Here is a 13,552-nt window from a genome sequence, read left to right as displayed (position 1 = left end):
TCAGTCGTGCGGGGGCCGGTCGGTGAGCCGGTGGTCGGCGACGCTGAGCGCCTCGTCGACCAGGCGGCGCAGATGTCCGTCGCGCAGGGAGTAGATCACCCGGCGCCCCTCCTTGCGGGTGGTCACCAGTCCGGCCAGACGCAGCCGGGCCAGGTGCTGGCTGACCGCCGGGCGGGCCGCCCCGCACGCCTCGGTGAGGGTGGTGACATCCGCCTCCTGTCCTGCCAGGGCGTGCAGCAGTGCCAGCCGGGTGCGGTCACCGAGCAGCGCGAGCAGCTCGGCGGCGAGCGCGAACTGTTCCTCGCCCGGAGTGCGCGAGTGCGCATCGTCCGCAGGTGAGAGGTGCATGCGTGCGCTCATACGCACATAATGGCGCCGTGGGCGGGGTACGTCCACCTCCTGGACCGGAAGGGGAGACGCGTGAGCGACCGGCACCACCACGAGCACCGGCACGAGCCGCACGGCGGGCACCCGCACGACGGGCACGCGCCCCACCCGCACGGCGAGCACCCCCACCACGGGCACGCGCCCCACCCCCACCAGCACTCCGGCTTCCGGCACCGTCTCGCCCACCTCCTCACCCCCCACTCCCACGAGAGCGCCGACAAGGTGGACGCCGCCCTGGAGTCCTCCGCCCGCGGGATGCGCGCCCTGTGGGTCTCGCTGGCCGTGCTCGGCGTCACCGCGCTGTCGCAGGCGCTGGTGGTGGCGGTGTCCGGGTCGGTGGCGCTGCTCGGCGACACGGTGCACAACGCGGCGGACGCGCTGACGGCCGTACCGCTGGGCATCGCGTTCGTGCTGGGCCGCCGCGCGGCGACCCGGCGCTTCACCTACGGCTTCGGGCGCGCCGAGGATCTCGCCGGACTGGCGATCGTGCTGACCATCGCGGCGTCGGCGGCGTTCGCCGGGTGGACGGCGTTCGGGCGGCTGCTCGATCCGCGGCCGGTCGAGCACGTCGGCGCGGTCGCGGTGGCCGCGCTCGTCGGGTTCGCGGGCAATGAGGGGGTGGCCCGCTACCGGATGTGGGTGGGGCGGGAGATCGGCTCGGCCGCGCTGGTCGCCGACGGGCTGCACGCCCGCACCGACGGGTTCACGTCCCTGGCCGTGCTCGTGGGCGCGGGCGGCTCGGCGCTGGGCTGGGACCTGGCCGACCCGGTGGTGGGTCTGGCGATCACCGCGGCGATCGCGCTGGTGCTGCGGGACGCGGCCCGCGAGGTGTTCCGGCGGGTGATGGACGCCGTCGACCCGGCCCTGGTGGACCGGGCGGAGGCGGCGCTGCGCGCGGTGCCGGGGGTGCGCGGGGTGGGTGAGCTGCGGCTGCGCTGGATCGGGCACCGGCTGCGGGCCGAGGTCGCGGTCGTCGTGGACGGCGAGGTGTCGGTGCGCCGGGCGCACGCGATCGCCGTGGACGCCGAGCACGCGCTGCTGCACGCGGTGCCGCGGCTCGCGGCCGCCCTGGTGCACGCGGACCCGGCGCCGGTGCCGGGTGAGGCGGACCCGCATCTGGCGCTGGCCCACCACGCACGCGCCGCCTGACGCCGGATCACCGGCGCGTCAGGCGACGCCGAGGCCCTCCAGCACGACCGCGCCGGGCAGTTCGGCGAACGCCTTGCCCGGCACCAGCAGCTTGCCGCGCCGCCGCCCGCTGCCGACCAGGACGTACGGCAGGTCGACGACGGCCGCGTCCACCAGCAGCGGCCAGCTCCCGGGCAGCCCGACCGGCGTGATGCCGCCGTACTCCATGCCGGTCTCCCCGGTCGCCGTGTCCATGGACGCGAAGGAGGCCTTGCGCACGCCGAGGTGGCGGCGGACGACACCGTTGACGTCGACCCGGGTCGTGGAGAGGACGACACACGCGGCGAGCGTGGTCTCACCGCCGCGCTTGCCGGCCACGACGACGCAGTTCGCGCTCTGCTCCAGCAGCTCACGGCCGTAGTGCTCGACGAAGACGGCGGTGTCGGCCCACTGCGGGTCGGTATCGACGTAGACGATCTCCTCGGCGGGGACGCTGCCGCGCCAGTGCCGTACGGCGTCGGCGACGGGGCGGGTCAGTTCGCCGAGGCAGTCGGGGGCGGGAGCGGCCTGGTCGAAGTGTCCGATGGGTGCCTGCATGACCGCACGTTAGCAAGTGCGGCGGGCGGGGCGCGGGGGCATCTCAGCGCACGAGCGGCACCGAGACGGCCATGATCATTTCCATCGGCTCGTCCCCCTCGTTGCCGTAGGTGTGCGGGGTGTTGGCCTCGAAGGAGGCGCTGGCGCCGGCCGGGATCCGGTGGGCGACGCCGTCCACGGTGAGGGTCAGCTCGCCGGTGGTGACGTGCACCAGCTCGACCGTGCCGGCCGGGTGCGGGTCGGAGGGGCTGGACTCGCCCGGCATCAGCCGCCAGTCCCACATCTCCAGCGGGCCGGGGGCTTCCGTGCCGGCGAGCAGGCGGTTGTAGCTGCCGGCGTCGGTGTGCCACAGCCGTACGGCCTGCTCCTCGGGGACGATGCGCACCTTCGGGCCCTGCTCGTAGTCGAGCAGGGTGGTGATGCTGATGCCGAGGGCGTCGCCGATCTTGACGACCGTGCCGATGCTCGGGTTGGTGCGGGCCTGCTCGATCTGGATGAGCATGCCGCGGCTGACGCCGGCCCGTGCGGCGAGCGCGTCGAGGGTGAAGCCGCGCTCGGTACGCCAGCGCTTGACGTTGCGCGCCAGGGACTGGGTCAGCAGGTCGAGGTCTGACACATTCCGTCCAATATCCGGGAAGTCAAATATTCTGCATGACAGAGTTCAGCAGACTGAACTACGGTGTGGTGCACCCGATCGTCCACCGAACTGTACTGCGAGGGGAACCGTGACAGCATTCTTCGCCCTGGCCACCAGCCTGCTGTGGGGCCTGGCCGACTTCGGCGGCGGGGTGCTGACGCGACGCGCGCCGGCCCTGACCGTGGTGGTCGTCTCGCAGACCGTCGCGGCGGCCGTCCTCGGCGCGATCGTGGTCGCCACCGGCGGCTGGAGCGAGGCGGGACCGCGGCTGTGGTTCGCCGTCGCGGCCGGGCTGGTGGGCCCGGTGGCGATGATCTGCTTCTACCAGGCGCTCGCCCGCGGCCCGATGGGCGTCGTCTCCCCGCTCGCGTCGCTCAGCGTGGCCGTGCCGATCGGCGTCGGGCTGGTGCTCGGCGAGCGGCCCGGACTGATGCAGGTCGCGGGTGCCACCGTCGCGGTGAGCGGCGTCGTCCTGGCCGGCGGACCCCAGCGCAAGGGGGCGCCCGTGCAGCGGCAGACCATCGTGCTGACGCTGGTCGCGGCGGTCGGCTTCGGCGCGGTGTTCGCGCTGATCGCGGAGGCGTCGACCACCGTCACCGGTCTCTTCCTCGCGCTGTTCGTCCAGCGGCTGACCAATGTGGCCGCGGGCGGCGCCGCCCTGTACGTCTCGGTGAAGCGGGGTACGCCCGCGCTGCCCGGCGGCCGCTTCCCGTGGGATGCGCTGCCCGCGCTGGCCTTCGTCGGGCTGGCGGACGTCTCCGCCAACGGCACGTACTCCATCGCCGCCCAGCACGGCCCGGTCACCGTGGCCGCGGTGCTCGCCTCGCTGTACCCGGTGGTGACCGCGCTCGCCGCCCGCGGCTTCCTGCGCGAACGCCTGCGTGGCGTGCAGGCGGCGGGAGCGGGTCTGGCGCTGCTGGGAACGCTGCTGCTGGCGACGGGGTGAGCGGGGCCGTCCGAGCTCAGGCGTCCGTCTCCAGCCGGGCCAGGCCCGCCGCCTCTTCCTCGTCCAGCTCGGCGAGGCGCGCCACCGTCTCCTCGTCCAGCCCGGACAGCGCCAGCAACTGCTCCGGCGTGACGCCGTCGGGTATAGGCACCGGCGCCGGGGTGCGCAACGGCGGCTGCCAGCCGTCCTCGGGCGTCCAGCGTCGTACGACCCGGGCGGGCGCCCCCGCCACCACGGCGTGGTCGGGCACCGGGCCGCGGACCACGGCACCGGCCGCGACCACGACGTTCCGGCCGATCCGCGCGCCGGGCAGGATCACCGCGCCGGTGCCGATCCAGCAGCCCGGACCGATCTCCACCGGCTCCATCCGCGGCCACTGCCGTCCGATGGGCTCGTGGGGGTCGTCGTAGGAGTGGTTCGTGGACGTGACGTAGACGTAGGGCCCGAAGTAGCAGTCGCTGCCGATCGTGACGGTGGTGTCGGCGATGACATGGCTGCCGCGGCCCAGCACCACACCGTCGCCGATGCGCAGGATCGGCTCGGGGCCGAGGTCGAGGTCGGGCATCAGGCCGGCGGTGAGGGTGACCTGCTCGCCGACGATGCAGTGCGCGCCCAGGTGGATCCACGGCTCGCCGAAGACGGTGCCGAGCGGGAAGGCGAGCCTGGTACCTGTTCCCATCGCGCCGAAGCGGAAGCGCCCGGGGCGCTCCGCCGTCACCGAGCCCGTGCGCTGCACCCAGGCCCAGCCGGCGTGGACGGCGCGCTGCGCGAGGCGGCGCCGCCAGGACGAGAACGTGTTCTTGCGCATGAGCACCCGCTCACCGTAAACCTCGCGCCGGGCGCCCATCAGCTCCGAGCCCTGTGATCTTCACCCCACCGGGTGGCGTACGGTGCTGCCGAACGACGATCGAGGAGGCACCCATGACGCACCAGGCGCTGATCACCGGCATCGGCGGCAAGGAACCGGACATCGACGACGAGGCGTTCGTGGCGCCGACGGCGTCGGTGATCGGCGACGTGACGCTGCGGGCGGGCGCGAGCGTCTGGTACGGCGCGGTGCTGCGCGGCGACGTCGAGCGGATCAGCGTCGGCGCGCAGAGCAACATCCAGGACAACTGCACGCTGCACGCCGACCCCGGTTTCCCGGTCACGGTCGGCGAGCGCGTCTCGGTGGGCCACAACGCCGTCGTGCACGGCGCGACCGTGGAGGACGACTGCCTGATCGGCATGGGCGCGACGGTCCTGAACGGCGCGGTGATCGGCGCGGGCTCGCTGGTCGCGGCGCAGGCCCTGGTGCCGCAAGGGATGGTGGTGCCGCCGGGTTCCCTGGTGGCGGGCGTCCCGGCGAAGGTGCGGCGGGAGCTGAGCGAGGAGGAGCGGCACGGAGTGACGCTGAACGGCACGATGTACGCGGAACTGGCGAAGGCCCACGACGACGTGCACCGGGGCTGACGCCTACTCGGCGGCCGGGACCGGCTCCGGCTCGGCCGCCTGCTCCTGTGCCGTCTGCGCCTTCTTCGCCTTGCGCTTCAGCACCAGCATCGAGCCGAGGCCGATCAGCACCGCGAGGACCAGGCCCAGCCAGGAGAACTTCTTCAGCCAGGACTCGGCGACGACACCGACGTAGTAGATGACGGCGGTCGTGCCGCCCGCCCAGACGACGCCGCCGAGGAAGTTGGCGGTGAGGAACTTCCAGTACGGCATGTGCAGCACGCCCGCGAGCGGCCCGGCGAAGATGCGCAGCAGGGCGACGAAGCGGCCGAAGAAGACCGCCCACATGCCCCACTTCTCGAAGGACCGCTCGGCGGTCGCGATGTGCCCCTCGCCGAAGTGCTTGGGGAACTTCCTTCCGAGCCAGGCCAGCAGGGGCCGTCCGCCCTTCCGGCCGATCGCGTAGCCGATGGAGTCGCCGACCACGGCGCCGGCGCTGGCGCAGGCGCCGAGGACGAGGGGGTTGATGCCGCCGCTCTGGGAGGACAGCAGCGCCGCCGACACCAGGACGATCTCGCCGGGCAGCGGGATGCCCAGACTCTCGAGGCCGATGACGAGGGCCACCATCGCGTAGACGGCGCCGGCCGGTACCGTGTCGAGCCATTCCTGGACGTGCACTGCCGGTCCCTCCCGTTTCACTGCCCTGCCTGTCCCCGTGCGCGCCGCGAAGGCGCACGTCGGGAAGCCTACCGGGTCGGCGTGCGGCGGCGTCGGGCCGCGGATCGCGCCGACGGCGGCGCGAGCGCCCCCGCAGGGATCACCCGCCGACGTACGCGCCGGTGCGCAGCCGCAGGTCACCGGAGGACGCGCCGATCCACACCGTGCGGCGGCCGGTGCCGAGCACCCAGTCGTGGCGGGCGGTGTCCCAGCAGGACAGGGTGAGCGGATCCACTCGCACGGTGACCCGGCGCCGCTCCCCCGGCTCCAGGGTGAGCCGCCGGTAGCCGCCGAGCAGCCGCACCGGCTGGTCGAGGGGCACGTCCGGGGAGGGTCCGACGTACACCTGCGGCACGTCGACGCCGGTGCGCCGGCCGGTGTTGCGGACGGTGAAGCCCACCTCCAGACCGTCCCGGGTCCAGCGCGCGGAGGGCTCGCCGTAGGCGAAGGAGGTGTACGACAGTCCGTGGCCGAAGGGGAAGAGCGGGCGCACACCCTCGGCGTCGTACCAGCGGTAGCCGGCGTGGACGCCCTCGGAGTACTGCTCGATGCCGCCCGTGCCCGGGTAGCGGTGCGGGTCGCCGGCGACCGGGTGGTGGTCGTCGTCGACCGGGAAGGACTGGGTGAGCCGGCCGCCGGGGTCGCAGTCGCCGAACAGGACGGCGGTGGTGGCGGCCGCGCCCTCCTGGCCCGGGTAGTACATCTGCAGGACGGCGCCGGTGCGCTCCAGCCAGGGCATCGCGGTGGCCGATGAGGTGTTGAGGACGACGGTGGTGCGCGGGTTGGCCGCGGTGACGGCCTCGATCAGCCGGTTCTGGTGGCCGGGCAGGGCGATGGTGGTGCGGTCCTGGCCCTCGGTCGCGTCCTCGTAGGCGAACAGGACGACCTGGCGGGCGGCGCGCGCGGCCCGTACCGCTTCGGCGCGGTCGGCGTCCCCGGTGGCGCCCGTGCTGTGCCGCAGCCGGAACTCCAGACCGGCCGTTCCGCCCTGCGCGGTGATGTGCAGCCGGTGGGCGCCGGGGGCGAGGCGGAGCGTCGCGCGGCGTACGGCGAGGCCGTCCGGGGCGGTGCCGAGCAGGCCGCCCGAGAAGGCCTCGCCCCAGCCGGACGCGATCGGGAACAGCTCGGCGCCGTCGAGCCGCACCTTCGGGCGGCCGGTGGGGAGCCCGGAGAAGTGGAGCACGAAGGTCCACTCGTCGGCCTCGCCGACGGTGAGGGTCCCGTCGTACGACCAGACCGCCCCGGCGTCGACCCGGGTGCCCTCGCTGGTGAACCCGGGGGTGAGCGCGCCCGCCGGGATCGGCTTGCCGAAGACGTCCTCGCCGAGGGCGTACGTGACCTCGCCCGTGGCCCGGGAGCGCAGGGCGGCCAGCGGGCTGCCGGCGTGGTCGGGGACGACGTGGGCGCTGCCGCCGCCGCTGACGAAGGGCAGGGCGCCGGTCGGACCGATCACCGCGATGCTGCCGGCGGTGAGCGGGAGGGTGCCGTGCGCGTTGTGCAGCAGGGTGGCCCCGGCCTTGGCGACCTCCAGGGCGACGGCGGCGCCTGCCCGGGCGTCCCGTCCCGGGCGGGGCGGCGCGCTGCCGTCGAGCAGCCCGAAGCGGTCCATGACGGCGAGGACGCGGCGTACGGCGCGGTCGACGTACGACGCGGCGACGCGGCCCTCGCGCACCGCCGTGCGCAGCGCGGCACCGAAGTAGGCGCCGTTGGGCATCTCCATGTCGAGCCCGGCGGTGAGGGCCTTCTCCGTGCTGTGCGCGGCGTACCAGTCGGTCATCACCCAGCCGTCGAAGCCCCAGCGCTCGCGCAGGATGTCGGTGAGCAGGGCCTTGTTCTCGCAGGCGTAGGTTCCGTCGACCTTGTTGTAGGCGCCCATCACGGCTCCGGCGCCGGCCCGGACGGCGGCCTCGAAGGCGCGCAGTTCGACCTCGTGCAGGGTGCGTTCGTCGACGCGCACGTCGACGGACATGCGGTCCTTCTCCTGGTTGTTCAGCGCGAAGTGCTTGACGGTCGCGATGAGCCCCTCGCCCTGGATGCCCTCGATCTCGGCGGCGACCAGGTCGGCGGCGAGCAGCGGTTCCTCGCTGAAGGTCTCGAAGTTGCGTCCGGCGTACGGGGTGCGGATCAGGTTGACCATCGGGGAGAGCAGGACGTCCTGGCCGAGGGCGCGGCCCTCGCGGCCGATGACCCGGCCGTAGCGGCGGGCCAGCTCGGGGTCGAAGGCGGAGGCGAGGAGGACGGGTGCGGGCAGCGCGGTGGCGTGCCGGGTGACCCGGACCCCGGCCGGGCCGTCGGCCAGGCGCAGCGGCGGGATGCCGAGGCGGGGGACGCCGGGGACGTAACCGGCCTCGCCGAGCGTGTCCGGGTCGGTGGCGCCGTGCAGCAGGGCGACCTTCTCGTCGAGGGTCAGCGCGCCCAGGAGGTGGTCGACGCGGCGGCCGGGGGTGCGGGCGCCGGATCTGCCGCGCGCAACGGCGCGGGGGGCGAGGGAGAGGGAACCGGCGGCCGCCGCGACGACCGCGATCGTGCCGCTCAGCAGAGTCAGGGCGGATCGCCGGGAGACCGTGTCGGACATGGGCCGTCGCTCCTTCGGTGCGCGGGCACGACGAGGGCGCCGGAGAGTGACGACCCGTCAGAAACGGCGTACGCGTCGGCAACGTACGACTCGGGATGACGCGAGTCAACGAGGCGAGGCGGTCGGACGCCGGATGCCGGCCGCGGGAGGAACGGAAAGTGGGGCGGGGGCCGCCGGACGGGTGGCCCCCGCGAGTGGTGCGGTCGGATCAGCGCGCCGGTGTGGCGGTCCGCACGGCGGCGGACACGACGGGCCGGGCGACGGCGGCGAGGGACACGATCGTGGTCGCGGCGACGGGAGCGGCGGCCGGTGCGATGACCGGTGCCGTGCCAGGTGCCGTGGCAGGTGCAATGACCGGTGCCGTGGCCGGCCGTGGTTCCACGACCGGTGGGGGCTCGGCGCAGCAGCCGACCGGGGCGAAGCGCGGCGTGGCGGGCCGGCCGCCGGGGACGGCGGAGGGCTGGGGCCGCCGACTCGGCGCGCTCGGCTCGCTCGGCCGGCTCGGCGTGCCGGGTGGGACGGCCGCCGGGTCCGACCGCGGCTGCGGCGGGCCGTCCTGCGCGGTCCCGGTGTCGAACAGCCACCGCCCGCGCGCCGATCCGTCCCGCCGGGCGACGGTGACGGTGGCTGCGGAGCCCTGTGCGGCCGCGAGGTCGAGGCCGACCCGCCCGCGCGGCAGCAACTCGCCGCGGACGGTGAGGTCGTAGCCGGTCGCGGCGGTGCAGTCGGCGAGGGTGACGCGATGGTCGAGCGGGTCGGCGCGCAGGCACAGGGCGGGGTCGGCGGCGCTGCGCAAGCGGCCGTCGGCGCCGTAGGTCCAGCGCTGGGAGCCGGCCGGTGAGCAGTCGGCGAGCACGACGGCGACTGCAGGCCACACCCGGCCGGCGTCGGCGTCGAGGCAACGGCCGAGGGCGGCGTTGCGCAGGCGGCCCCGCAGGAGCGGGGCCGGGGCCGGGCGCGCGGCGGAGGCGGCGGAGGGGGAGCCGGGTGACGGCGGGGTGGCGACGGACCCGACCGGCCGGGTGGCGGTCCCGCCACCGGTCCCGGCACCGGGCGGGCCCCATGTGCGCACCGACCGGCGGCCGGTTCCGGAACCGGGGACAGCGTTGTCGGCGGAGCGGCTCTGGGTGGCGAGCACCGTGACGAGCAGGGCCAGAGCGGTCAGCCCGACACCGGCCACTACGGCCTTGGTGTGCCGCGCGGAGGCGGCGGGACGGCCCGCCGGTGGCGCCCCGCGATGGCGGCCGCCGGGACGGACATGCGCGGCGCCGGGACCGGCGTGCGCGGCGCCGGGACGGGCACCGCGCCCCGGCCGGGAGTCGAGGTAGCGCCGGGCGCCCCAGCCGAGCACGGTCTCGGCGAGCAGGACGCCGAGCGCACCGTCGAAGTGGGCGAGTTGTTCGGCGGCGTGACGGCAGTAGCGGCACTGCGCGAGATGCCGGCGGACGTCGGGCAGCAGATGTCCGCCGCGGCGCAGCGGGACGTCGAGGAGGCGGCTGTGGAAGCGGCACTCGTCGGTGGGGGCGAGTTCGCGGTGGGCGCGGACGCAACCGGTGCGGAATTGTTCCCTGGCCTGTTCCAGAGCGGTGGCGGCGGTGCCGGGATGCACGGCCAGCAGACCAGCGGGTACGGATATCGGTTCGGCTTCGACCTCGGTGTGCCACAACAGGCATTGGGCGGCACCGGGAAGGGCGCGGAATGCGCGTTCGGCGAGTTGTCGCTTTTCCGGGGTTCCGCCTCTGGTCGCGCGTAGTCCGCGACCACCGGTGGTTTTGCGCAATTCCGGCAGGAGTACGGAAATACCGTGGTCCGCGGCCCAGCCGCGTACGGTGTCGCGGACGGCGACGAGGATCTGCGGGCGCAGCGCGCCGCCGACCCGGCCGGCGGCGAGCCGGTCGAGCACCTGATGGACCGCTGCGGTGGCCACGAGCTGGGCGGTTTCGCCGGGTGAGGCGAGGCAGACGGCCGCGTAGTCGTGGGCGGCCGACCAGTGCCGGGCGAGCAGCAGGGCGACGGCGCGGCCGTGCCCGTCGGACGTGGCCAACTGGGCGACGAGGTCGCGGTCCGACTCTCCGGGCGTCCCTCCCGGACGGGGCGGATATGGGGGGCGTGGGGGGTGTGGGGAGTGCACGGAACCAATTCCTTCCGAGCCGAAGGGTGGCACTGCGTTCCCGCGGGGGGCTCACTTTCGCACATACGGCTCAGGGGAAACAAGGAGTCCGAGTGACGTCTCCTCAGAAAGCCGCGCTTTCCCCTTGGTTACCGCCGGTATCGGTTTCCGTATTCGCCTGCAATGGGCGACGGACGGCTTAAACGGCGGATACGGAGGGCCGCGGTGGCGGGTTACGTCCAGTTCTCGAACCTGGACGCGGAGGCGGCCCGGTGGCATGACGATGGCCGAGGCTCCGCACCAGCGCGGGCCTCGGCCACACTCCCCGCAACGTCCGCTCAGCCGTTGGGCCGCAGGGTCCACACCACGGTCATCTCGCCGGTCACGGCTCCGTCCTCGCGCCGGATCTCGATGGCGACCGGGAACTCGGGCCGCTGACCCGCGTCCAGCTCGGCCACGACCTCGGCGGCCGGCCGCCCCAGCGTCGCGGTCGCGGTGACGGCGCCCATGGCGAGCTTCTTGTAGGCGATCTCGGCCCGCACGGCCAGCGGCACGGCCCGCGCGAGCTGGTCGCCGAACGCGGCGAGCACGATGGCCCCGCTCGCCGACTCCCCGAGCGTGAACATCGCACCGGCGTGCGGGCCGCCCACGTGGTTGTGGAACTCCCCCTGATCCGGCAGGGCCACCACCGCCCGCTCCGGCGTGGTCTCGACGAACTCGAGCTTCAAGGTCCGGGCCATCGGCACGGTGGCGGCGAGCATCTCGCCGATCGACATCTGATCTGCGCTCATGGCGGCATGTTACCCATGAGTAGCCTCAGTGGGCCAGACCTCCGGGCCGCTCACCCCGCCAACCGCTCCCCGTATGCTTGCCGACCATGTGGCCAGGAGATCAGTCGTCCCCGGGCGGCCGGGACAACCCGACCGGGCAGCCGAACCCGTACCAGCAGCCCGGCTACCACCAGCCCAACCCGTACGCCCAGCCCTCTCCCGGCCCCTGGAACGCGCCCACCGTCACGGCGCCGCCCCCGCCCGGCGGTTCGGGCCGCCGCACCAAGGTCCTCGCCATCACCGTCGCCGCGGCCGTGGTCGTGGCCGCGGCGGTGACCGGTGCGGTGCTGCTGGGCGGCGGCTCGGACGGCGAGGCCGCCCCGGGCCCGACCGCCTCCGCCGCGTCGGCCTCCCCTTCCGCTCCCGCCGACCCGAGGAACGCCGACCCGAGGAACGCCGACTCGGCGCCGAAGCCGACGATCGCGGGCTGGAAGGTCGTGGTGAACAGTGACCTGGGGGTCGCCTTCGACGTTCCCGCCACCTGGACGCTCAAGGCGCCCGACTGGGTCAGCTACGTGGCCGACCGGAACGACCCGCAGGACAAGCCCCTCGTCGCCATGAAAGCCCCCGCGACCCTGAACGAGAAGTGGTGCGGTGAGGACACCGACCGGGACGGCACCATCGACTACACCGCGCTGGCCGACGTGGGAAGCCGGGGCAACAACGGCGCGAAGAGCACCGAGGACATCGCCCGTTCCGACTCGGCGAGCTGGGTCTACGGTTCCTACACTCAACCGGACCGCAAGAAGATCACCACATCCCCGGTGACGTCCTTCACCACCGCCTCCGGGCTCACGGGCAGCCTCGCCACCTCGCAGTCCTCCGGAAACGTACGGCGGCACAAGTGCGACACGGACGGCAAGGCCACCACGTTCGCCTTCAAGGACGCCGAAGGCGACTTCGCCTCCTGGTCGTTCACCGGCGCAAAGGGGGTCCGCGAGGAGGTTCCGGACACGACGGTCCGGCAGATCCTCAGCACCGTCCGTCTGGTGAAGACCACGGAATCCTGATCTGGTACGTCCCTGACAAGGCCCGGTGACCGAATCGTGTCCGGGGCGGCACTAGGGTGGGGCGCCATGTGGCCAGGACAGCAGCCGCCCGGGGGCGAGCCGAACCCGAACGCGCAGAACAACCCGTATCAGCAGCCGAGTCAGCCGGGGTACCAGCAGCCGAATCCGTACCAGCAGACCGGATACCAGCAGCCCAGCCCCTATCCGCAGCAGCAGTGGGGCACGCCCACGCCGGCCGGTGTTCCGCAGCCGGCGACGCCGCCGCCCGGGAACCTCGGCAACGGCGGTGGCGGTGACGGCAACCGGACCAGGCTCGTGGCGATCATCGCGGCCGGCGCGGTGGTGCTGACCGCAGCCGTCACCGGGTTCCTGGTGCTCGGCGACGACAAGGACGACACGGCGAAGGGCGGCTCGGACAAGCCGACCACCGCACAGTCGGTGTCGTCCTCGCCGACCCCGTCGCCGCAGCCGACCTCGTCCGGGGCGGCCGACAACCCGCGGGGCGGAGAGGCCGAGAAGGCGACCGTCCCGGGGTGGAAGGTCGTCATCAACCCCAAGTACGGCACGGCGTTCGACGTCCCCGCGAACTGGGTGGTCAAGGACCCGGGCCTGTTCATCGGCTTCGAGGACGAGCAGAAGGGCGACGGCTCCGCCTACATCGGCATGAGCGCGCCGGCGTTCTACAACGAGAAGTGGTGCTCGTCCGTCCACGACGGCAGGACCACCGACAAGGAACTGGCCGCCGCGGGCACCAAGGGCGAGAACGGCGCCAAGGACACCGCGAGCGTCGCCCGCGGCGACTCCGCCACGTGGGCCTTCGGTGGTTACACCGACCAGAACGAGAAGACCTCGCGCAAGTACCTGAAGATCGGGCAGGCCGCGCCCTACACCACCAAGTCGGGCCTCAAGGGCGACGTCGCGACGAGCTTCACGGCGGGTGCGCCGAAGAAGACCAAGTGCGACACCGACGGCAAGGCCACCACGTTCGCCTTCAAGAACTCCGCCGGCAACTTCGTCGCCTTCACTCTCTACGGTGTCAAGGGCGTCAAGGAAGAGCTGCCGGACGCGACGATCCAGCAGATCCTCAGCACGGTCCGGCTGCACGGCGACCCCGTCGTGAGCTGACCCGATCCGGGTTCCGTCCCGCACCGCGTGCGGAGCGGGACCCGGTTTGGCGCGGCGGT

13 protein-coding genes are annotated in these 13,552 nt (G+C 73.8%); 5 read left to right on the top strand and 8 right to left on the bottom strand.

What is annotated here, in order from left to right:
- Positions 1–360: an ArsR/SmtB family transcription factor gene (locus tag AC0B9F_RS33310; RefSeq protein ID WP_472008864.1), complete on the bottom strand. Its 360-nt coding sequence runs from the start codon at positions 358–360 to the stop codon at positions 1–3.
- Positions 361–420: 60 nt separating this feature from the next.
- Here AC0B9F_RS33310 and AC0B9F_RS33305 point away from each other — a divergent pair, with 60 nt between their 5' ends.
- Entirely contained in the window at positions 421–1,536 is a 1,116-nt protein-coding gene (locus AC0B9F_RS33305; RefSeq protein ID WP_472008862.1) for a cation diffusion facilitator family transporter, read from the top strand.
- Positions 1,537–1,554: 18 nt separating this feature from the next.
- Here AC0B9F_RS33305 and AC0B9F_RS33300 read toward each other — a convergent pair whose 3' ends face one another.
- Both AC0B9F_RS33300 and AC0B9F_RS33295 read right to left on the bottom strand, forming a co-directional pair.
- Positions 1,555–2,112: a YbaK/EbsC family protein gene (locus AC0B9F_RS33300; RefSeq protein WP_472008860.1), complete on the bottom strand. Its 558-nt coding sequence runs from the start codon at positions 2,110–2,112 to the stop codon at positions 1,555–1,557.
- Between the two features lie 43 nt (positions 2,113–2,155).
- Positions 2,156–2,728, bottom strand: a complete 573-nt coding sequence (locus AC0B9F_RS33295; RefSeq protein ID WP_472008858.1) for a helix-turn-helix domain-containing protein — start codon at positions 2,726–2,728, stop codon at positions 2,156–2,158.
- Positions 2,729–2,837: 109 nt separating this feature from the next.
- Between AC0B9F_RS33295 and AC0B9F_RS33290 the strand changes: the two genes are divergently transcribed.
- Positions 2,838–3,695 (top strand): EamA family transporter, encoded by an 858-nt coding sequence (locus AC0B9F_RS33290; RefSeq protein ID WP_472008856.1) that lies wholly within the window; start codon positions 2,838–2,840, stop codon positions 3,693–3,695.
- Between the two features lie 16 nt (positions 3,696–3,711).
- On the opposite strand, the gene AC0B9F_RS33285 is transcribed toward AC0B9F_RS33290, so the two are convergent.
- Positions 3,712–4,503 (bottom strand): acyltransferase, encoded by a 792-nt coding sequence (locus tag AC0B9F_RS33285; protein ID WP_472008854.1) that lies wholly within the window; start codon positions 4,501–4,503, stop codon positions 3,712–3,714.
- A gap of 113 nt (positions 4,504–4,616) precedes the next feature.
- Between AC0B9F_RS33285 and AC0B9F_RS33280 the strand changes: the two genes are divergently transcribed.
- Positions 4,617–5,147 (top strand): gamma carbonic anhydrase family protein, encoded by a 531-nt coding sequence (locus AC0B9F_RS33280; protein WP_472008852.1) that lies wholly within the window; start codon positions 4,617–4,619, stop codon positions 5,145–5,147.
- 3 nt (positions 5,148–5,150) lie between these two features.
- Here the strand turns inward: AC0B9F_RS33280 and AC0B9F_RS33275 are convergent, their stop codons facing one another.
- From AC0B9F_RS33275 to AC0B9F_RS33260, 4 genes are all read right to left on the bottom strand, one after another.
- Complete coding sequence (locus tag AC0B9F_RS33275) at positions 5,151–5,804, bottom strand: DedA family protein (protein ID WP_472008850.1); 654 nt, start codon at positions 5,802–5,804, stop codon at positions 5,151–5,153.
- 139 nt (positions 5,805–5,943) lie between these two features.
- Positions 5,944–8,418: a beta-glucosidase gene (locus AC0B9F_RS33270; RefSeq protein WP_472008848.1), complete on the bottom strand. Its 2,475-nt coding sequence runs from the start codon at positions 8,416–8,418 to the stop codon at positions 5,944–5,946.
- A gap of 208 nt (positions 8,419–8,626) precedes the next feature.
- A complete protein-coding gene (locus AC0B9F_RS33265) occupies positions 8,627–10,549 on the bottom strand; it encodes an RICIN domain-containing protein (protein WP_472008846.1) in 1,923 nt (640 codons plus the stop codon).
- 317 nt (positions 10,550–10,866) lie between these two features.
- Positions 10,867–11,319 carry a DUF4442 domain-containing protein gene (locus AC0B9F_RS33260; protein WP_472008844.1) on the bottom strand — a complete coding sequence of 151 codons (453 nt, stop codon included), beginning with the start codon at positions 11,317–11,319 and terminating at the stop codon, positions 10,867–10,869.
- Positions 11,320–11,405: 86 nt separating this feature from the next.
- Between AC0B9F_RS33260 and AC0B9F_RS33255 the strand changes: the two genes are divergently transcribed.
- On the top strand, positions 11,406–12,368 hold the full coding sequence (locus AC0B9F_RS33255; protein WP_472008842.1) for a DUF8017 domain-containing protein: 963 nt from the start codon (positions 11,406–11,408) through the stop codon (positions 12,366–12,368).
- Between the two features lie 66 nt (positions 12,369–12,434).
- Positions 12,435–13,493, top strand: coding sequence for a DUF8017 domain-containing protein (locus AC0B9F_RS33250; protein ID WP_472008840.1), 1,059 nt, complete (start codon positions 12,435–12,437; stop codon positions 13,491–13,493).
- The last annotated feature ends 59 nt before the right edge of the window (positions 13,494–13,552 follow it).

Source organism: Streptomyces sp. NPDC097129, assembly GCF_055668065.1.
This window is presented reverse-complemented; position numbering and strand designations above follow the sequence as displayed.

What these genes read in the sequence shown, in the direction of transcription:
- AC0B9F_RS33255 (WP_472008842.1), top strand. Translation starts at nt 11,406, where the DNA reads ATGTGGCCAGGAGATCAGTCGTCCCCGGGCGGCCGGGACAACCCGACC.
- AC0B9F_RS33270 (WP_472008848.1), bottom strand. Translation starts at nt 8,418, where the DNA reads ATGTCCGACACGGTCTCCCGGCGATCCGCCCTGACTCTGCTGAGCGGC.
- AC0B9F_RS33250 (WP_472008840.1), top strand. Translation starts at nt 12,435, where the DNA reads ATGTGGCCAGGACAGCAGCCGCCCGGGGGCGAGCCGAACCCGAACGCG.
- AC0B9F_RS33285 (WP_472008854.1), bottom strand. Translation starts at nt 4,503, where the DNA reads ATGCGCAAGAACACGTTCTCGTCCTGGCGGCGCCGCCTCGCGCAGCGC.
- AC0B9F_RS33280 (WP_472008852.1), top strand. Translation starts at nt 4,617, where the DNA reads ATGACGCACCAGGCGCTGATCACCGGCATCGGCGGCAAGGAACCGGAC.
- AC0B9F_RS33300 (WP_472008860.1), bottom strand. Translation starts at nt 2,112, where the DNA reads ATGCAGGCACCCATCGGACACTTCGACCAGGCCGCTCCCGCCCCCGAC.
- AC0B9F_RS33310 (WP_472008864.1), bottom strand. Translation starts at nt 360, where the DNA reads ATGAGCGCACGCATGCACCTCTCACCTGCGGACGATGCGCACTCGCGC.
- AC0B9F_RS33260 (WP_472008844.1), bottom strand. Translation starts at nt 11,319, where the DNA reads ATGAGCGCAGATCAGATGTCGATCGGCGAGATGCTCGCCGCCACCGTG.